This is a genomic window from Achromobacter sp. EG18, from assembly GCF_059759395.1.
Genome location: NZ_CM186213.1, coordinates 5,586,837 through 5,605,015, shown reverse-complemented (window position 1 = coordinate 5,605,015; position 18,179 = coordinate 5,586,837). Strand labels below are relative to the sequence as shown.

Below are 18,179 nucleotides of genomic sequence, written 5' to 3'. Positions count from 1 at the left end.
ATGCTGCGCACCCTGCACATCCGCGACTTCGTCATCGTCGAGCAGACCGAGATCCATTTCGGTCCCGGCTTCACCGTCTTCTCCGGCGAGACCGGCGCGGGCAAATCCATCCTCATCGACGCGCTGGCGCTGGCGCTGGGCGAGCGCGGCGACGTCAGCGTGCTGCGCGAAGGCGCCGCCCGCGCCGACATCACCGCCGTCTTCGACACGCCGCCGGCGCTGCGCGCCTGGCTGGCCGAACGCGAGATCGACGCCGACGACGAACTGGCGCTGCGCCGCGTGATCGACGCGCAGGGCCGCAGCCGCGCCTACATCAACGGCACGCCCGCCACGGTGGCGCAATTGCGCGAACTGGGCGACAGCCTGGTCGATATCCACGGCCAGCATGCGCACCAGAGCCTGATGCGCCCGGAAGCCCAGCGCGACCTGCTGGACGCGCACGGCGGCCACGGCGAGCTGCGCCAGGGGGTAGCCCAGGCCTGGAAGCAATGGCGCGCGCTGGCGCGGCAGCTGGAGCTGGCCGAAAAAGACGCCGCAGGCCTGGCGGCCGAACGCGAGCGCTTGCAGTGGCAGGTAGATGAGCTCGACCATCTCGGCCTCGCGCCGGACGAATGGGACGCCCTGCAATCCGAGCACACCCGCCTGTCGCACTCGCAGTCGCTGCTGGACGGCGCCACGCAGATCCTGGACGCGCTCGATGGCGAAGGCGACTCCGCCCACCACCGGCTGACCGCGGCCAACCAGCGCATCCAGCAGATGCTGCGCCACGACACCGGCCTGCAGGGCATCTACGACGAACTCGAATCGGCCCGCATCGCCATAAGCGAAGCCGTGTCCGACCTGAACAACTATGTCAGCCGCGTCGATCTCGATCCGCGCCGGCTGGCCGACGTCGAGGCGCGCCTGAGCGCGGTGTTCGAGACGGCGCGCAAGTTCCGCACCGAACCCGAGGCGCTATGCGCCTTGCGCGACAGCCTGCACGCCGAGCTCTCGGCCCTGCAGGCCGCCGCCGACATCGACGCGCTGCGCGCCCAGGCGCAGGCGGCGCAGGCGCAGTACGACGCCGCCGCCGCCAAGCTCACCACGGCGCGCCGCAAGGTCGCCAAGGATCTCGGCAAGCAGGTCACCCAGGCGATGCAGACCCTGGCCATGCAGGGCGGCAAGTTCGAACCCACGCTGGCCGCGGCCGCGCCGTCGGCCCATGGCAATGAACACGTCGAATTCCTGGTGGCCGGCCACGCCGGCACCACGCCGCGGCCGCTGGCCAAGGTCGCGTCCGGCGGAGAACTATCGCGCATCTCGCTGGCGCTGTCGGTCATCGCCAGCCGCGCCGCGCGCGTGCCCACGCTGATCTTCGACGAAGTCGACAGCGGCGTCGGCGGCGCCGTGGCGGAAGCCGTCGGCAAGCTGCTGCGCGAACTGGGCGAGCGCCACCAAGTGCTGTGCGTCACCCACCTGCCGCAAGTCGCGGCCTGCGGCAACAACCAGTTCCTGGTCAGCAAGACCGAATCGCGCGGCACCACCCGCTCGCGCATCGAGGAGCTGGACGACGGCGCCCGGGTCGAGGAAATCGCCCGCATGCTGGGCGGCATCAAGCTCACCGCCACCACCCGCGAGCACGCCCGCGAAATGCTGGCAGGCTTCGGCCGCGCGCCGGCCTGAGACTGTTCAGGCCCAGCGATCCCCATTCCCCAAAGCGGACTCGGTCCGGGAATAAAAAAAGCCCCTTCCTAGAGAAGGGGCTTTTGCTTTCACTGACTCGCGGCGAGCGCGGCCGCGGTCAGGTCCGACGCGAAAAAGCTCAGCGGCCTTTCAGGCAGCTGCCGCAGATGCCGTACAGCACCATGGCGTGGCTTTCCAGCGCGAAGCCATTGTCCTTGGCGATCTTCTGCTGGCGCTTTTCGATGTCCGGGTCGGAGAATTCAACCACCTTGCCGCAGTTGGTGCAGATGAGGTGGTCGTGGTGATCGCCGTCGTTCAGTTCGAACACGGCCTTGCCGCTGTCGAACTGGCTGCGGGCAAGGATGCCGGCCTGTTCGAACTGGGTCAGGACGCGATAGACGGTGGCCAGGCCGATTTCGACGTTTTCGCCGATCAGGGCACGGTAGACGTCCTCGGCGCTGAGGTGGCGCTGGTCCGACTTACGGAAGATATCAAGAATTTTCAGGCGCGGGAAAGTCGCCTTCAAACCCATGTTTTTCAGTTCGCTTTGGTCGCTCATGGTGTAATCGCTCTCCGTCCGCGTTGGCATGGGCAAGGATACTCGGTAACCGCGAGCCGGCTCCCCAGAATTCCTGCCGCCCCGCAGAACTATCCTTATGAAACCTTTATGATAACGGTTTTGTCTGCTTCCAAATAATAGGGGCGCGTAGTGTCCATGATTGCACGAATTCCTTCCCGCTCGCTCAAGACCGGTTTGGCCATCGCCGCCCTGGCCGTCGCCCTCGCCGGCTGCACGGGGGACAAGTGGGGCTTTCCCTACAAGGCCGGTGTCCAGCAAGGCAACTGGATCACCCAGGAACAGGTCGCGCTGTTGCAGCCGGGCATGACGCGCGAGCAGGTGCGCTTCGCGCTGGGCAGCCCCACGCTGACCAGCGTGCTGCACGCCAACCGCTGGGACTACCCCTACTACTACAAGCCCGGCTACGGTGAGGCCCAGGAACGCAAGTTCACGGTCTGGTTCGAGAATGACCGGCTGACCCGCTGGGAAGGCGACAAGCAGCCCGACCTGCAGCCCTACCAGATCAACACGCCCAGCGCCGCCGCCGACGAAAAGGCCGACAAGCGCCTGAGCGAGGACGAGGCCCGGCTCAAGCAGGAAGAAGAACAGAAGAAGCGCGACGCCGCCGCCCCCACCAGCCCGATGAACCAGTACCCCGGCCAGCCCGGCAACGCGCCCGAGCCGCTGCGCTAACCCAAGGATTTTCTTCATGCGTATTGCTATCGCCGGCGCCAGCGGCCGTATGGGCCAGATGCTGATCGACGCCGTCCTGAAGGCCGACGGCCTGCAACTGGCGGTCGCGCTCGACCGCAAGGGCTCGCCCTCGCTGGGCCAGGACGCGGGCGCCCCGCTGGGCCAGCAGACCGGCGTCGCCATCACCGATGACCTGGCCGCCCTGGCCAACGCCGACTGCCTGATCGATTTCACCCGCCCCGAGGGCACGCTGGAACACCTGCAGGCCTGCGCCAGGCTGGGCGTGAAGGCCGTCATCGGCACCACCGGCTTCGACGACAACGGCCGCGCCGCCATCGAAGTGGCCGCGCAGAAAACCGCCATCGTGTTCGCGCCCAACATGAGCGTGGGCGTGAACGCCACGCTCAAGCTGCTGGACATGGCCGCCCGCATCCTGAATTCGGGCTATGACGTCGAGGTCTTCGAGGCCCACCATCGCAACAAGGTCGACGCCCCCTCGGGCACCGCGCTCAAGATGGGCGAGACCATCGCCTCGGCCTGGGACGTTGCCCTGCCCGACGTGGCCACATGGAGCCGCCACGGCGACACCGGCGTGCGCAAACCGGGCACCATCGGTTTCTCGGTGCTGCGCGGCGGCGACATCGTCGGCGATCACACCGTGTCGTTCTGCGGCATCGGCGAACGCATCGAGATCACGCACCGTTCGGCCAGCCGCGCCACCTACGCCGAAGGCGCGCTGCGCGCGGCGCGTTTCCTGGAAGGCAAGCACAACGGCCTGTACGACATGCAGGCGGTGCTGGGGCTCTGAGCCCGGCCGCCACCATGAAAAAAAGGACCCGCGCGGGTCCTTTTTCATTTGTGTGCCGGCGGCTTCACACGACCACGGGTTCGGGTTCCAGCGCCACGCCATAGCGATCCATGACCGCGTCCTGGATCGCACGCGCCAGCGCCATGATGTCGGCCGCCGTGGCGCCGCCGCGATTCACCAGCACCAGCGCTTGCCGATCATGCACGCCGGCGGCGCCCAGCTGGCGTCCTTTCCAGCCGCATTGATCGATCAACCAGCCCGCGGCAAGCTTGAAACGCCCGTCCGGTTGCGCATAGGAAACCAGCCCTGGGAAACGCTCGAGCAGCGCATCACGCTGCGCGGCCGCGACGATGGGATTCTTGAAAAAGCTGCCGGCATTGCCGGTAACGGCGGGATCCGGCAACTTGGCGCGCCGGATCTCGCAGACCGCATCGAAGATGGCGCGCGCGGTCGATTCCCCCGCGGCCAGGCCCGGATGGCGCTGCAAGTCGGGATATGCCAGCACCGGACGCCACGGCCGCGGCAGGCGCAAGCGCACCGCCACGATGACCCAGCCGCCGGGCGGCTGATGCTTGAACACGCTGTCGCGATAGGCGAAGCGGCAGTCGGCGGCGGTCATCTCCACGTAGCGGCCCGCGCGCACATCCCAGGCCGTCAAACTGTGGAAGCGGTCGGCCAGCTCGACGCCATAGGCACCGATGTTCTGCACCGGCGCCGCGCCCACGGTGCCCGGGATCAGGGCCAGGTTTTCCAGACCGTCCCAGCCCTGCCGGACGCACTCGGCGACGAAGCCATGCCAGGTTTCACCGCCGGCGGCCTCCACCAGCCAGGCATCGGGCTCCGCCCGCAGCAGGCGCACACCGCGCAACGCCACCCGCGCCACCAGGCCGGGCACGGCCTCGGGCAGCACCAGATTGCTGCCGCCGCCCAGCACCAGCAACGAGGCATGGCCCGCGGCCAACTCGGACAAGGACGGCAATTGCGCGACATCGTCCAGCGTCACGCAGGCCTGGGCCATGGACACCAGGCCGAGGGTATTGAGCCCGGAAAGGTCCTGCGGTGCAGCGGTCAACACGGGCGCCGTAGCGGAGGGATTTGACATGGATACTATTGGGTATGCTATATTTTCTGTCTTCGCTCATATTACTTGATTGAGCTTGGCAGCCGATTCAACCCCGGCGGCGTAAAGCTTAAAGCGCTTGAAGCGATCCGCTGGCCCTGGCAAACAAGCGATGAAACATGCGCCTGAAATTAGCGACGGCAAGCACGATCGAAAAAAATCATGTAGAATGCGCGCCTTCTGATCGATAACCAAGTTGATCAGGCAATCGCGAAAGCGGTTGGCAATAAGAAATGGTTTGCAGGCTGAAAGGCCGGCGGCGCCACTGAAAAGTGCGCCACGGCGCCAGACATGCAAGCCCATGCGGGAGTAGCTCAGTTGGTAGAGCGCAACCTTGCCAAGGTTGAGGTCGCGAGTTCGAGACTCGTCTCCCGCTCCAGATTTTTTGCGCAGCGTCTTCACACTGCGCATGATGAAAAAGGGCCTGCGGGCCCTTTTTTCATTTCCACGACCACCCTCACACTCTCTCTTCATCGCTGCCGTTCGATCGCGCGCGGACACCATCGGCTGGATCATCGGCCGCGCACCTGGCCGCGCTGCTGCCTGGAGGCGTCGACGACCTGCGCCCGTCGCCCCGGCGCGCGATTCATCATCGACGCCCCGAGGCCACGAAGACGTGCGGATGGAACCCTAGGCGGACAGCAGGTCGGCCCGGAACGGGGACGCCGCGAAATGCGCGGCGATATCCGCCTGGGCTCGCAAGCGGGCCGCCTCCAGGGCCTGCCCTCCCATCGCGGTGCCTTCCACCGAGAAGAATGTCAACCGCTTCAGGCCGATGGTGGCCAGCGCCGCCTTCAGGTAGGGCGTGAGGAAATCAGGCTGGCGCGCGTCGGACCCGGAAAACAGCCCTCCCGAGGACACCGCCACGAACACCGGCCTGTCCACGAGGATGCCGACCTTGCCTTCGCGCGTCACACTGAATGTGCTGCGCACCCGCACCACATGATCGATCCACACCTTCAATGCCGACGGCACGGTGTAGTTGTGCATCGGCGTGGCGATGACGACGTAGTCGGCATCGGCCAGGGACCGGATCAAGCGGTCGGACTGATGCAACGATCCCGATGGATCGCCGTCCGGATCGCGGGATGAGCCCAGCGCCCAGGCGTATTCGGCATCCACATGCGGCAACCGGTTGGCGTCGAGCTCGACCAGGTCGTGGCCGCGCTCGGCGTCGACCCGCGCCAGGCCATCGACAATGAACTGCGACAACCGATGGCTTTCGGAATCCGCGCCGCGCGGGCTGCAAGTCAAACGCAGGACGCTCATGCCGCTTGCTCCCCCAGGACCTTGCTGAAGCGCATCGCGCCGGTCAGCAGCCCCTGCCGGAAGTAGAAGCGCTGCGCCAATGCGTTGCCCAGGCCGGTATCCAGCACCAGCTTGGCACAACCGGCCTCGCGGGCCATGCGCTCCAGCGCTTGCAACAGACTGGCGCCATGGCGCGCCCCACGACTGCGCTCGGTGACGACCAGATCGTCCACATAGAGAAAGCGCCCGTAGATCAGGTTTTCCTGAAAGCGGTAGCCGGCCAGCGCCACGGGTACGCCCTCCTCCCACACCGCCAGCAAGGCGTAGTTCTCGCCGCGCATGCGCGCGACGCGATCGGCGAAATCGGCCTCGCCGGCCAGGTGCGGGCGCAACTCCCGCATCACCGGGAAGCAGGCGCGCAGCTCCCCGGTGGTTTCGATGTGACGGATTTCCTGATGACTCATGACGGTCCTGTCCTAAATGAAGCCTCCCGCCGCGACGGCGGGAACAGACACCATGCTAGGGAAGCCATGCCATAATTTGAAGAACCATAAATTGATCTTTCAACTAGGCCATGATGCCCCCGCCTCTTGCCAGCCTGCCGCCCGCGACCAGCGGCGAGCCGTTGTACCGCCAGGTCTATGAACGCTTCCGGGGCGCGATCACCCAGGGCACGCTCAAACCGGGCGACCGGATCCCCTCGGCACGCGCGCTCGCCAAGGACCTGGGCGTGGCGCGCGGCACGATCGAAATGGCCTACTCGCTGCTGCACGCGGAAGGCTACGTGCAGCCGCGCGGCCAGGCCGGCACCGTGGTCACCCCCGGCCTGCAGGCCCAACCGGCGGCCAGACCGTCGCCGCCGCCGGCGCGGCCGGACCCCGACACCTGGCGCCAGCCGCCGGAACCGCTGCCGTTCCAGATGGGACTGCCCGCGCTGGATGCCTTTCCGCGCAAGATCTGGGCGCGGCTCGGCGCTCGGCACCTGCGCGCCACGCAGGCGGCCGACCTGTCCTACCCGCCCACCGACGGCTTGCCCGCATTGCGCACCGCCATCGCCGCCCACCTGCAGGTCGCGCGCGGCATCCATTGCACCCCGGACCAAGTATTCATCACATCGGGTTATCGCGAGAGCCTCAACCTGGTGATCCAGGCGCTGCTGCAACCAGGCGACCAGGTCTGGGTGGAAGACCCCGGCTATCCGCCCACGCGCGAACTGCTTAAGCACTCCGGCCTGACGTTCGCGCCCGTGGAGGTCGACAGCGAAGGCATCATCGTGTCGCAAGGCATCGCCCAGGCTCCCCAGGCGCGCGCCGCGATCGTCACACCGGCGCACCAGAGCCCGCTGAGCGTAACGTTGTCCTTGACCCGGCGCCAGGCATTGCTGGATTGGGCCGAGCGCCACCAGCGCTGGATCGTGGAGGATGATTACGACGGCGAGTACCGCTATGTCAGCCGGCCGCTGCCGGCACTCAAGAGCCTGGATCGCCACGGCCGCGTGCTTTACGCAGGCACTTTCAGCAAAGTGATGTTCCCCGGCATACGCCTGGCTTACCTGGTGGCGCCCGCAGCGCTCGTGCAGCGCTTCGAGATCGTCAACCGGGTGCTGGGCAACGGCATTCCCGGGCTGACCCAGGCGCTGGTCAGCGCATTCATGACGGAGGGACATTTTGCCCGCCACATCCAGCGCATGCGCAGGCTCTACGCGGAACGGCGCAATGCCACGGCGGCGGGCCTGGCCAAGGTTTTCGGCCCTGGCATGCCGATCGATCCACAGCCGGGCGGCATGCACCTGCTGGTTCGCATGAAGGGGCGCCATACCGACCGCGAACTGGCGCAGCGCATGCTCAGCAATGGCCTCTACGCGCACGCGCTGTCGCGCTGGGCTACCGCCGCGTCATGCGGTTCGGGCCTGCTGATGAGCTTCACCAACATCGAGTCGCAGGACCGCGCCGAGCAACTCGGCCGGCGCATACTCGAACTGATGTAGCGCGCCCGGCCTGCCGCCCCGGAAGGAGCGGCGCGGGCATTGCCGCGGGTTCAATCCAGGCCGGCCTTGTCCAGGCCGAAGGCGACATCCGCAGAGCCCGGTACGGTGCGGAAAGCGACATTCAAGCGGTTCCAGCCGTTGATGCCCACGACCAGGAAAGTCAGATCCGAGATTTCCTCTTCGGACAGTTGGGCACGCACTTGCTCGTACACCGCGTCGGACACGCCATGCGGGTGCAGCACCGTCAAGGCCTCGGTCCATTCCAGCGCCGCCCTTTCTCGCGCGCTGAACAGCGGGGATTCGCGCCAGATGGCGATATGGTGCAGGCGCAACTCGCGCTCGCCGGCTATCCTGGCCTGCTTGATGTGCATGTCCAGGCAGAAGCCGCAGCCGTTGATCTGCGAGGCGCGAATGGTCACCAGGTCGTTGAACTCCTTGATCACCGCCTTCTTTTTCAGCGAGGCGCTGAAGTCGAGGTAGTACTTGGACAGTTCGGCGGAAACCTGGAAGTAATTCAGACGCTGGCTCATTTCAGAAACACCTTGGTGGGATGACCTGCGGACGACATCGCCGCATGGCTGCATATTGCGGCCAGTCGCCAAGGCGAAGAAAGCGCCAAGAAACGTCATTCGGCCTGGGCCATGCGGCTGTCGGATCAGGCCCACCCCGGGCAGGGCGCTATCCGACGGCCGCGTCCCGCCTTCGTTGACCGCATGTCAAAATCCTGTATACTCACGCCTCTTCAAAGCAGTACCCGCGCGGGAGTAGCTCAGTTGGTAGAGCGCAACCTTGCCAAGGTTGAGGTCGCGAGTTCGAGACTCGTCTCCCGCTCCAGTCGATGCGTCGTTGGCTGAATGCCACCGCATCATTGGCCCCCACCGCCGGACCGCCAAAGCCGCCTGGACCACAATCGGGTCCGCTCAGCAGCAGCCCCCCCCCCATTACAGTTCCCAACGCTCCCGCAGTGCTCCCGGGCAATGCCCCCAAAGCAACGCCCGCCGCAACATCGCGTCGTAGCGGCAACTCGTGGTCGCGCGCCTGCGGATTCGATATGCGCAAGGATCGAACCGCAATGGGTGGACCGCGATAGACGAGGCGAGCCACGAGCGGCAATGGGCGCGCCATGCGCGAGCGAGACCTGCTCGCTGGCAACGAGCGCGATGCCGCGGCGGTTTTTTCCGGTAGAGCAACGTCGAGCCCGCACAAGTCCTAAAAACTGTGTATAATCGCTGTCTTTGGTGGACACGGGCTCTTTCAGAACGTGTCGATGTGCCGGCAGCAATACCGGCAACATACTGGCAACACACCAGAACGCAGTGCCCCCGCGGGAGTAGCTCAGTTGGTAGAGCGCAACCTTGCCAAGGTTGAGGTCGCGAGTTCGAGACTCGTCTCCCGCTCCAAATACAAAAAGGAAGCACCGGCCTATACCGAGCTTCCTTTTTTCTTGCAGTACTGGCGCAATGGCAGAGTGGTTATGCAGCGGATTGCAAATCCGTGTACGTCGGTTCGATTCCGGCTTGCGCCTCCAGTACCTTCCCTGCAATCCCCCCCTGCATCTCGTTACCCATCCCTACGCCCGGTCAATCGATTGATTGCTATGGTGACGCCGTTTTCATTTGACGACGCTCCCATGCTCAACAATCAAAAATCCCGCCGCCCCTCCCCTACGTTGTTGGCATTGTCCACCGCCGCCTTGATGACGCTGGCGCCGCTGGCCGCCGAAGCGGATTCCGATCGCCATCACCATCGCCATGGACATGGGCATGGCCGCGGCGAGTATAAAGAGAAGTATTGGGATGGCGCCTGCGAAGTCGAGCGCAAATGGAAACGCAACGGCGACTATCGCGAAAAGCGTAAATGCCGCGATGACTACCGCTATGGCTACGCGCCCCAGCCGGTTCTGGTGCCGGCGATGCCGGCGCCCGCCATCGTCATCAACCCGCCCCCCATCATCATTCGCCCCTGACCATGGACCCCTTGGTGAAAGACGCCATTGCCCGCTGGCCCGACGTGCCGGCAGTATTCGGCTGGCTGTCGCTGGACGCGCGCGGCCGCTGGCGCCTGCATCCTCAGGGACAGGCCGCGCAAGGCGGCGCGGGCGAATCGATCACCAACCCGCAGATCCTGGGATTCATCAACCGCAATTACGAACGCGACAACGATGGCCGCTGGTATTTCCAGAACGGGCCGCAACGCGTGTTCGTGCGGCTGGACGCGGCGCCATACGTGCTGCGCCTGGGCGATGATGGCGGCAGCCTGGTCACGCATACCGACGCACCGGTCGATACCATCACCGCCTGGTGGCTCGATGACGCCGGACAGTTGTATGCCATGGCGCCGCAAGGGCCCGGCATCGTGCTGGACCGCGATCTACCCGCGCTGATGGACCGTTTGACCACGTCCGACGGCGTGCCATTGCTGGACGCCGTGGAATCGCTGGCGGGCTCGCATCCCTTGCCCGTCACGCTGCCCGGCGCCTATCCCGCCGCGCCATTGCGGCAGGTCGAGCGCGCCGACGTGCCGCTGGTGCTCGGCTTCCAGGCAAATCCCACCGCCTGAATCTCACCCCCCACTGCGGCCGCGCGCCGCGCCGCATGCCGTTCAGAACATGCCATTGCCATTGGCGGACTGCTCGGGGATCGGCTGGACCGCGTCCCAGTGCTCGACGATCCTGCCCTTTTCGAGACGGAAGATGTCGATGATGGCGTTGCCGCGCGTGCCCGGCTCGCGCACCGCGTGCACGTGCAGGATCACGTAGTCGCCGTCGGTGAAGACACGCTTGATCTCGCTTCTGGACTGCGGGTACTTGTCGCGCAAGAAGGCGACGAACTTGCGGAATCCCTCGGGCCCGTCGGCGGCGTTGGGGTTGTGCTGCACGTAGCGGTCGCCCAGATAGCGCAAGGCGGCATCCGCGTCCTTCTGGTTCAGGCCCTTCTCGTAGAAGGCCAGCACGGCCGCCTTGTTGGCGGCTTCCTGTTCGGGCGAGGCCTGGGCAGTGGACGACAGGGAGGCCGCGAACAGGACGGCAGCAAGGACTCGCATAACGGGTGACATGGGATCTCCAGAGAAGCCAAGGCGGCCGGCCCATTCTAGGGCCGGCCGCGCCGGGGACGATGCCCAATCCAGTAGACAGTTTGATGCGCGGGGCGATCAGCCGCGGCCGCTCTTGAGCAACGCGAACTTGCCGTCGCCCAGCAGCGCCAGCACCGCGGCAGCCACGGCCAGGAACACCGGATATTCCCAGCCGCCGCCCGGGTTGCCGAAACCCCAGCCGTTGCCGAAGTGGACGCTGGACGCGACAAACAACTGCACCGCCGCGATCACGGCGATCCAGCGCGGCCACACGCCGAGGATCAACAGCGCGCCAGCGCCGATTTCAAAAAAGGTCACGGGATAGGCCAGCCAACCGGCGAACCCGATCTTGGCAAAGAACTGCGCGGTGCCCGGCAGCGTGAACACCAGCAGCTTGGTCAAGCCGTGGGCCAGGAACATCACGCCCAGCGCGATGCGGAGCAAAAGCGCGGCATACGGCGCGGTACGGGTGTCGATCATTGTGCATTCTCCGGGAGCGAATCGCCCAGGACGGGAAGATTCTTGATGGCCGCTATTCTTGCGATTCCAAAAACAAAGATAAACATGCAAAATCGCAACTTATTGTTCCCCATTAGGAAACAATCATGGACACCCATACCGCCATGCAGACCTATGTCCGGGTCGTCGAACTGGGCTCCTTCGCCGCGGCCGCCGACAAGATGGGCCAGGCGCGCTCGGTGGTGACCCGGCAGATCGCCTTCCTGGAAGAGAAGTACGGCGTGCGCCTGCTCAATCGCACCACCCGCAAGCTCAGCATGACCGACGCCGGCCGCGCCTTCTACGAGCGCGTGCGGCCGATATTGGCCGAAGTGACCGACCTGGAGTTGTCGCTGCAGGCCGAAGGCCAGGCTCCGAGCGGCCGCCTGCGCATCAGCGCCCCGGTATCGTTCGGCATCCTGCACCTGGGCCCCGCCATCGCGGAATATCTGCTGCGCTATCCGGACGTGGTGATCGACCTGGACCTGAACGACCGCGTGGTCGATCTGGTCGAGGACGGCTATGACGTCGCGGTGCGCATCGGCCCGCTGCAGGATTCATCCCTGGTGGCGCGGCCGCTGGCCCCGCAGCAACTGTTGGTGTGCGCCGCGCCGGCCTACCTGGAAAGCCATGGCGTGCCCCTCGTCCCCGAAGACCTGAAACAGCACCGCTGCCTGCACTATGCCTACGCCAGCACCGGCAACGAATGGCATTTCGAGAAGGACGGCGTCAGCCACCCGGTGCGGGTCAACGCGGCCTTGCGCGCCAACAACGGCGACGTGCTGCGCACCGCGGCGCTGGCCGGGCACGGCGTGATCCTGCAACCGGAATTCCTGGTGGGCGATGACGTGCGCGCCGGCCGCCTCGTCGCCCTGCTGCAGGACTATGTCCACACCCCGATTTCCATGTACGCGGCCTATCCCCATCGCCGCTTCCTGTCGCCCAAGGTGCGTTCCTTCGTCGAACACCTGGAAACGCGCTTCGGTGGCAACGCGCCGACTCCGCCCGCGCGGCGCACCAGCCGGCGCCGCAGCCGTTAGAATCGTATCCATGACCGCCAAATCGCCCCTCGAATATTTCCCCGCGCCGCGCCGTGCGAATTTCTGCAGCCAATGCGGCTCGCCCGTGAACCGCCGGGTGCCCGAGGGCGACAACCGCGAACGTGACATCTGCGACCACTGTGGCGCCATCCACTACCAGAATCCGCGCCTGGTGGTCGGCACGGTGCCTGTGCTGGACAACCGCGTCCTGCTGTGCCGCCGCGCGATCGAGCCGCGCTACAACACCTGGACGCTGCCGGCCGGCTTCATGGAACTGGGCGAAAGCACCGCGCAGGGCGCCGGCCGCGAAACGCTGGAGGAATCCGGCGCCCGTATCCGCCTGGGCGACATCTACACCATCATCGACGTGCCGCAGATCGAACAGGTGCACGTCTTCTACCTGGCCGAAGTCCTCGGCCCCGAGCTGGATCCCGGCCCCGAGAGCCTGGAAGCCCGCTTCTACGACGAGGCCGACATTCCCTGGGACGACCTGGCGTTCCGCACCGTGGCGACCACGCTGCAACGCTACTTCGAGGACCGCAAGCGCGGCACGTTCGGCCCTCACCACTACACCTTAGAATCGCACCGTTGAAGCTGCCCTGGCTCGCCGCAGACACGCCGTTCCCGCCAGCCGAATTCGCCCTGACGGATCCGGACGGGCTGCTGGCGGCTGGCGCGGACCTGTCCATCGATCGCCTCGTCCAGGCCTATTCCAACGGCATTTTCCCGTGGTATTCCGAGGGCGAGCCGATCCTCTGGTGGAGCCCCGACCCGCGCATGGTGCTGGCCTGCCAGGACTTCGCGCCCTCGCACTCGCTGCGCAAGCTGCTGCGCCAGGTCGCCAGCCACGAACACGAGGCCGCGCCGCGCATCGAGGTACGGGTGAACACCGCCTTCGCCACCGTCATGGCCGAATGCGCCGCGCCCCGCGAGGGCCAGCCGGGCACCTGGATCACCGCCGCCATGCGCCAAGCGTACCGCGCCTGGCACGAAGCCGGCTACGTCCATAGCGTCGAAACCTGGATCGACGGCGAACTGGCCGGCGGCCTGTACGGCATCAGCCTGGGGCGCATGTTCTTCGGCGAATCGATGTTCACGCGCGCGCCCAACGCCTCCAAGATCGCGCTGGCCTACCTGGTGCGCTATGTCAGCGCCCAGGGGGTGCAGTGGATCGACTGCCAGCAGCAGACACGGCACCTGGCCAGCCTGGGCGCCCGGCCGATCCCGCGCTCGCGCTTCCTGGCGCACATCCGCGCGGCGACCTCGCGGCCCGCCATCGCCTGGGCGCCCGGCAGGCTGGACAGCACCGGGCGGTTGATTCCGTTCGCGGCCTCGGCAGGCTAGCCGCGGCGCGACGGGCGCCGCCATGGCCGCGGCGTTCATGCGTCCCCTGGTCACATCGGATCGCGGGTTAGGCGTTACTATGTAGTCGTCCCCGTCACCGACTTGGCGCCGGACACCGGGATTCCAAATGAGCCAGCTAAAAGAATTACCTTTCTCCACGCTGCAGTTCTACGCGACCGCGCCCTACCCTTGCAGCTACCTGCCGGGACGCCAGGCCCGGTCGCAGGTCGCCGCGCCCGGCCACCTGATCAATGCCGGCACTTATTCGCAACTGGTCGAGCAGGGCTTTCGCCGCAGCGGCCTGTTCACCTATCGCCCGCATTGCGACAACTGTCACGCCTGTGTGCCGGTGCGGGTCGATACCGCCGGCTTCGCGCCAAACCGGAGCCAGCGCCGGGCCTGGCGCGACCACCGCGACCTGCAGTCGTTCGTGGCGGAGCTGGCCTGGTCGCCCGAACACTACCGTCTCTATACCCGCTACCAGCAAGGCCGCCACCCAGGCGGCGGCATGGACGAGGACAGCCGCACCCAGTACGCGCAGTTCCTGCTGACCAGCCGCGTCAATACCCGCCTGGTCGAATTCCGTGACCCGGGCGGCGTGCTGATGATGGTGTCGATCATCGACGTGCTGGACGACGGCCTGTCGTCCGTCTACACCTTCTACGACCCCGACGTGCCTGGCAGCCTGGGCACCTACAGCATCCTGTGGCAGATCGAGCAGTGCCGCACCCTCAACCTGCCCTGGCTCTACCTGGGCTACTGGATCGAGGACAGCCGCAAGATGTCCTACAAGGCAAGCTTCCATCCCGCCCAGTACCTGATCGACGGCGCCTGGGGCGAGCCTCCGGCGCCGGCCGGCGGCGCCGACGATCGCGCCGCCTGACCCGCGGCGGCGGGCGCGCCCAAAGACGTTCTACAATCCCGCTCCATGTCGATCCTCTTCCACGCCTATCCCCTGGCCCGCCCGGCGCTGTTCGCCATGGACGCGGAAACCGCCCACGAAGTCACCCTGTCGGGGCTGCAACGGGCCTATGAATGCGGCGCCACGCGCAAGCTCCTGCATGCGCAGCCCAAGGCGCCATGCACGCTGATGGGCATGCATCTGGCCAACCCCATCGGACTGGCGGCCGGCCTGGACAAGAATGGCGCGTATATCGACGCCCTGGGCAACCTGGGGTTCGGTTTCATCGAAGTGGGCACCGTGACCCCGCGCGCGCAACCCGGCAATCCCAAGCCGCGCATGTTCCGGCTGCCACGCGCCAATGCGCTGATCAATCGCCTGGGGTTCAACAACCAGGGCCTGGACGCATTCCTGGCCAACGTGCAGCGCAGCCAATGGCGCAAGCAGGGCGGTATCCTCGGCCTGAACATCGGCAAGAACGCCGACACGCCGATCGAGCGCGCGGCAGACGACTACCTGATCGGGCTGGCGGGCGTGTACCCGCATGCCGATTACGTGACGGTGAACATTTCGTCGCCCAACACCAAGAACCTGCGGGCACTGCAAGGCGGGGACGAACTCTCGGCGTTGCTGGGGCAATTGGCGGACAAGCGCCGCGCGCTTGAAGACCAGCACCAGCGGCGCGTGCCGATGGCGGTGAAAATCGCCCCCGACCTGACGGTCGAGCAGATCGACGCCATTGCCGACACCCTGCCCCGCCACGGCATCGATGGCGTCATCGCCACCAACACCACGCTGTCGCGCGACGCGGTCAATGGCATGGCGCACGCCGAAGAAGCGGGCGGGCTGTCCGGCGCGCCGGTGCATGAACTGTCGCTGGCGGTGATCCGGCGCCTGAAGGAGCGCCTGGGCGACAGCCTGGCGATCATCGGCGTGGGCGGGGTGCTGTCGGGGCAGCAGGCACGCGAGAAAATGCAGGCCGGCGCCGATGCCGTGCAGCTCTATACGGGACTGATCTATCGCGGCCCCGCCCTGGTGGGCGAGTGCGTGCGGGCCGTCCGCCGCTGAACGGCAGCCTTGCGCGCCAACTACGGCACGCGGACGACAGGCAAAAAAAGAGGCCACCCCGAGGGGTGGCCCTAATTCCAGCTCTGCTCTGTCACTCAACAGTACTACATAACTGCAATTTGCGCAGCACCGCTGCGCCAAATACTTAGGCGCTGCGGCGGCTGCGGCTGGCGACCTTGGTGGCGGCGTCGGCGGCGTCCGTCGCGGCCTTGAAGGTCGCGTTGGCGGCGGCGTTCAGGTTCGACTCGGCGACTTCGGCGGCCTGCTTGGCGGCCTTGGTCAGCGAATCGTAGGCGCTGTTGGCGGTGGCCAGCGAGGACTTGATCAGGGCGACGGCGCTTTCCGAACCCGTGGGGGCGTTCTTGGAGAACTGCTCGACGGCGTCGGTCAGCTGCTGCTGGCCTTCGGCGATCTGTTCTTCGGTCAGCTTGACCAGGTTGCCCTGCACGCCGGCGACGATGTCATACACGTGCTTGGTGTAGGCCAGGGCCTTTTCGGCGCCCGGTTGCAGCAGGCCCGAGGCGAACGCCACGGCTTCCTGCGGATCCTTGACGTCGGCGGCTTGCTGCGACTTCTGGGCGACTTCGTCCAGGGTGGCGCGCACGACCTTCAGGTTCAGTTCGACCAGCTTTTCGAAGCCGGCGAACACGGCCGACTGGGCGGCCACGAAAGTGTTGATGCTGGCTTTTTGACGGTCCAGGACTTGTTGCGGGATAGCGCTCATAGAATTGCTCCTTTTAGGGGTAGCCGGAGGCTGTCCGGCAGGTAAGGATGGTGTCTGCGACGAAATAAGGAACGTGCGCGGAAACTGGTACTACAAGCTACCGCCGGCCCGTTTGATGCACTGCACAATTGACATTCTACGGGCCAAAAAAACCTTGTCAAGCAATATTGGTGCAACGCAACAACTATTTGCACATTAACAGTGCAGGCGCCGGTGCCGATTTGATCCAGCACAAGGATTTCCCATGATTCGGGAAATACCGGACATGACGGCGTATCAATTCTTTTCTACACTGCTTGCACGCTGATGACAGACAAACACAAACGATAAGTCAGCGGTCAAAAACACATCGCAGCAAGCAAAACCCTGCAATTGGAGACTTCATGACCCTCATCCCCCGCACGCTTTCGGCCCTGCTCGCGGCCAGCGCCATGCTCGCGGCCGGCGCCGCCCACGCGGAATATCCGGAACGCCCCATCAACATGGTGGTGCCTTTCGCCGCAGGCGGCCCGACGGACAACGTCGCGCGTTCGCTGGCTGAAGCCATGCGGCAATCCCTGGGCCAGACTGTCGTGGTCGAAAACAAGGGTGGCGCGGGTGGCACGATCGGCACCACGCAGGTCGCCCGCTCGCAGCCGGACGGCTATTCCGTGCTGCTGATGCACGCCGGCTTCTCGACCGCGCCCTCGCTGTACAAGAATCCGGGGTACGACCCCTACAAGAGCTTCGAGCCCATCGGCCTGGTGGTCGACGTGCCGATGACCATCATCGCGCGCTCGGACTTCCCGCCCAACACCATCCAGGAACTGGCCGACTACGTCAAAAAGAACAAGGACAAGGTCTCGCTGGCCAATGCCGGCATCGGCGCCGCCAGCCACCTGTGCGGCACCATGCTGGTCGAGGCCCTGGGCGTGCAACTGCTGACCATCCCGTACAAGGGCACGGCGCCGGCCATGAACGACCTGCTGGGCAAGCAGGTGGACCTGCTGTGCGACCAGACCACCAACACCACGCAGCAGATCGACGGCGGCAAGGTCAAGGCCTACGCCGTCACCAGCCTGCAGCGGGTGCCCACCCTGCCCAAGCTGCCCACCATGGACGAGTCCGGCTTCAAGGGCTTCGAAGTGGGTATCTGGCATGGCATGTGGGTGCCGAAGGGCACGCCTAAGCCGGTGGTCGACAAGCTCGTCAAGAGCCTGCAGGCCGGCCTGGCCGACCCCAAGTTCCAGGAGCGCATGAAGCAACTGGGCGCGACGGTGCTGACCAAGGAAGCCAACCCGCAGGCGCTGGAGGCCAAGGTCAAGCAGCAGGTCCCGCAATGGGCCGAGCTGTTCAAGAAGGCCGGCGTCGAACAGCAGTAAGCCAGAGGCCCCGCCAGACGGGGCCTGCGCTGCCTATCCCGCCTGGTGGACATCCTGTCCCCGGCAGTGAAAAAGCCCCTCGGTTGCTGAAACC

General features: G+C 65.9%; 21 protein-coding genes and 4 tRNA genes. 16 read left to right on the top strand and 9 right to left on the bottom strand.

Annotated features, from left to right (window positions below):
- Positions 1-1,662 (top strand): DNA repair protein RecN, encoded by a 1,662-nt coding sequence (recN, locus tag AC6CR5_RS25920; protein WP_498085051.1) that lies wholly within the window; start codon positions 1-3, stop codon positions 1,660-1,662.
- Between the two features lie 139 nt (positions 1,663-1,801).
- Here the strand turns inward: recN and fur are convergent, their stop codons facing one another.
- Complete coding sequence (gene fur / locus AC6CR5_RS25915; RefSeq protein WP_006223539.1) at positions 1,802-2,221, bottom strand: ferric iron uptake transcriptional regulator; 420 nt, start codon at positions 2,219-2,221, stop codon at positions 1,802-1,804.
- A gap of 156 nt (positions 2,222-2,377) precedes the next feature.
- Between fur and AC6CR5_RS25910 the strand changes: the two genes are divergently transcribed.
- Together AC6CR5_RS25910 and dapB are read left to right on the top strand one after the other, a co-directional pair.
- Positions 2,378-2,914 carry an outer membrane protein assembly factor BamE gene (locus tag AC6CR5_RS25910; RefSeq protein ID WP_006389038.1) on the top strand — a complete coding sequence of 179 codons (537 nt, stop codon included), beginning with the start codon at positions 2,378-2,380 and terminating at the stop codon, positions 2,912-2,914.
- A gap of 16 nt (positions 2,915-2,930) precedes the next feature.
- Complete coding sequence (gene dapB, locus AC6CR5_RS25905; protein ID WP_076415311.1) at positions 2,931-3,722, top strand: 4-hydroxy-tetrahydrodipicolinate reductase; 792 nt, start codon at positions 2,931-2,933, stop codon at positions 3,720-3,722.
- Positions 3,723-3,786: 64 nt separating this feature from the next.
- Here the strand turns inward: dapB and murB are convergent, their stop codons facing one another.
- Entirely contained in the window at positions 3,787-4,824 is a 1,038-nt protein-coding gene (gene murB / locus AC6CR5_RS25900) for a UDP-N-acetylmuramate dehydrogenase (RefSeq protein ID WP_026382332.1), read from the bottom strand.
- Positions 4,825-4,860: 36 nt separating this feature from the next.
- Positions 4,861-5,145, bottom strand: coding sequence for a hypothetical protein (locus tag AC6CR5_RS25895; protein WP_127481512.1), 285 nt, complete (start codon positions 5,143-5,145; stop codon positions 4,861-4,863).
- On the opposite strand from AC6CR5_RS25895, the gene AC6CR5_RS25890 reads away from it, so the two are divergent.
- A tRNA-Gly gene (locus AC6CR5_RS25890) sits at positions 5,146-5,221 on the top strand. It begins immediately after the preceding gene.
- Positions 5,222-5,472: 251 nt separating this feature from the next.
- On the opposite strand, the gene AC6CR5_RS25885 is transcribed toward AC6CR5_RS25890, so the two are convergent.
- Both AC6CR5_RS25885 and AC6CR5_RS25880 read right to left on the bottom strand, forming a co-directional pair.
- A complete protein-coding gene (locus tag AC6CR5_RS25885) occupies positions 5,473-6,111 on the bottom strand; it encodes an FMN-dependent NADH-azoreductase (protein ID WP_026382624.1) in 639 nt (212 codons plus the stop codon).
- Positions 6,108-6,554 carry a GNAT family N-acetyltransferase gene (locus AC6CR5_RS25880; protein ID WP_006389034.1) on the bottom strand — a complete coding sequence of 149 codons (447 nt, stop codon included), beginning with the start codon at positions 6,552-6,554 and terminating at the stop codon, positions 6,108-6,110. The genes AC6CR5_RS25885 and AC6CR5_RS25880 overlap by 4 nt, the downstream gene beginning before the upstream one ends.
- A 110-nt stretch (positions 6,555-6,664) precedes the next feature.
- On the opposite strand from AC6CR5_RS25880, the gene pdxR reads away from it, so the two are divergent.
- A complete protein-coding gene (gene pdxR, locus AC6CR5_RS25875; RefSeq protein ID WP_047992540.1) occupies positions 6,665-8,077 on the top strand; it encodes a MocR-like pyridoxine biosynthesis transcription factor PdxR in 1,413 nt (470 codons plus the stop codon).
- Between the two features lie 50 nt (positions 8,078-8,127).
- On the opposite strand, the gene AC6CR5_RS25870 is transcribed toward pdxR, so the two are convergent.
- Positions 8,128-8,607 (bottom strand): carboxymuconolactone decarboxylase family protein, encoded by a 480-nt coding sequence (locus AC6CR5_RS25870; RefSeq protein ID WP_026382626.1) that lies wholly within the window; start codon positions 8,605-8,607, stop codon positions 8,128-8,130.
- A gap of 228 nt (positions 8,608-8,835) precedes the next feature.
- On the opposite strand from AC6CR5_RS25870, the gene AC6CR5_RS25865 reads away from it, so the two are divergent.
- The 5 genes from AC6CR5_RS25865 (at position 8,836) to AC6CR5_RS25845 (ending at position 10,636) form a co-directional block, all read left to right on the top strand.
- Positions 8,836-8,911 (top strand) — tRNA-Gly (locus AC6CR5_RS25865).
- A 490-nt stretch (positions 8,912-9,401) separates the two neighbouring features.
- Positions 9,402-9,477 (top strand) — tRNA-Gly (locus tag AC6CR5_RS25860).
- A gap of 54 nt (positions 9,478-9,531) precedes the next feature.
- Positions 9,532-9,605 (top strand) — tRNA-Cys (locus tag AC6CR5_RS25855).
- Positions 9,606-9,674: 69 nt separating this feature from the next.
- Positions 9,675-10,043 (top strand): hypothetical protein, encoded by a 369-nt coding sequence (locus AC6CR5_RS25850; protein WP_006389031.1) that lies wholly within the window; start codon positions 9,675-9,677, stop codon positions 10,041-10,043.
- Between the two features lie 2 nt (positions 10,044-10,045).
- Positions 10,046-10,636 (top strand): DUF2946 family protein, encoded by a 591-nt coding sequence (locus AC6CR5_RS25845; RefSeq protein WP_006389030.1) that lies wholly within the window; start codon positions 10,046-10,048, stop codon positions 10,634-10,636.
- A gap of 42 nt (positions 10,637-10,678) precedes the next feature.
- Here the strand turns inward: AC6CR5_RS25845 and AC6CR5_RS25840 are convergent, their stop codons facing one another.
- Both AC6CR5_RS25840 and AC6CR5_RS25835 read right to left on the bottom strand, forming a co-directional pair.
- Complete coding sequence (locus AC6CR5_RS25840; protein ID WP_047992542.1) at positions 10,679-11,131, bottom strand: nuclear transport factor 2 family protein; 453 nt, start codon at positions 11,129-11,131, stop codon at positions 10,679-10,681.
- 96 nt (positions 11,132-11,227) lie between these two features.
- On the bottom strand, positions 11,228-11,629 hold the full coding sequence (locus AC6CR5_RS25835; protein WP_006389028.1) for a DoxX family protein: 402 nt from the start codon (positions 11,627-11,629) through the stop codon (positions 11,228-11,230).
- A 125-nt stretch (positions 11,630-11,754) separates the two neighbouring features.
- Between AC6CR5_RS25835 and AC6CR5_RS25830 the strand changes: the two genes are divergently transcribed.
- From AC6CR5_RS25830 to AC6CR5_RS25810, 5 genes are all read left to right on the top strand, one after another.
- A complete protein-coding gene (locus AC6CR5_RS25830; RefSeq protein ID WP_498085050.1) occupies positions 11,755-12,687 on the top strand; it encodes a LysR family transcriptional regulator in 933 nt (310 codons plus the stop codon).
- 10 nt (positions 12,688-12,697) lie between these two features.
- Positions 12,698-13,279, top strand: a complete 582-nt coding sequence (locus tag AC6CR5_RS25825) for an NUDIX hydrolase (protein ID WP_006389026.1) — start codon at positions 12,698-12,700, stop codon at positions 13,277-13,279.
- A complete protein-coding gene (aat, locus tag AC6CR5_RS25820; protein ID WP_173000827.1) occupies positions 13,276-14,031 on the top strand; it encodes a leucyl/phenylalanyl-tRNA--protein transferase in 756 nt (251 codons plus the stop codon). The genes AC6CR5_RS25825 and aat overlap by 4 nt, the downstream gene beginning before the upstream one ends.
- A gap of 127 nt (positions 14,032-14,158) precedes the next feature.
- Positions 14,159-14,914: an arginyltransferase gene (locus AC6CR5_RS25815; protein ID WP_020924968.1), complete on the top strand. Its 756-nt coding sequence runs from the start codon at positions 14,159-14,161 to the stop codon at positions 14,912-14,914.
- A 45-nt stretch (positions 14,915-14,959) separates the two neighbouring features.
- Positions 14,960-16,000, top strand: a complete 1,041-nt coding sequence (locus tag AC6CR5_RS25810) for a quinone-dependent dihydroorotate dehydrogenase (RefSeq protein WP_006389023.1) — start codon at positions 14,960-14,962, stop codon at positions 15,998-16,000.
- A 145-nt stretch (positions 16,001-16,145) separates the two neighbouring features.
- Here AC6CR5_RS25810 and phaP read toward each other — a convergent pair whose 3' ends face one another.
- A complete protein-coding gene (gene phaP, locus AC6CR5_RS25805; RefSeq protein ID WP_498085049.1) occupies positions 16,146-16,724 on the bottom strand; it encodes a TIGR01841 family phasin in 579 nt (192 codons plus the stop codon).
- A 383-nt stretch (positions 16,725-17,107) separates the two neighbouring features.
- On the opposite strand from phaP, the gene AC6CR5_RS25800 reads away from it, so the two are divergent.
- Positions 17,108-18,085, top strand: coding sequence for a tripartite tricarboxylate transporter substrate binding protein BugD (locus tag AC6CR5_RS25800; RefSeq protein ID WP_006389021.1), 978 nt, complete (start codon positions 17,108-17,110; stop codon positions 18,083-18,085).
- Positions 18,086-18,179: the final 94 nt, after the last annotated feature.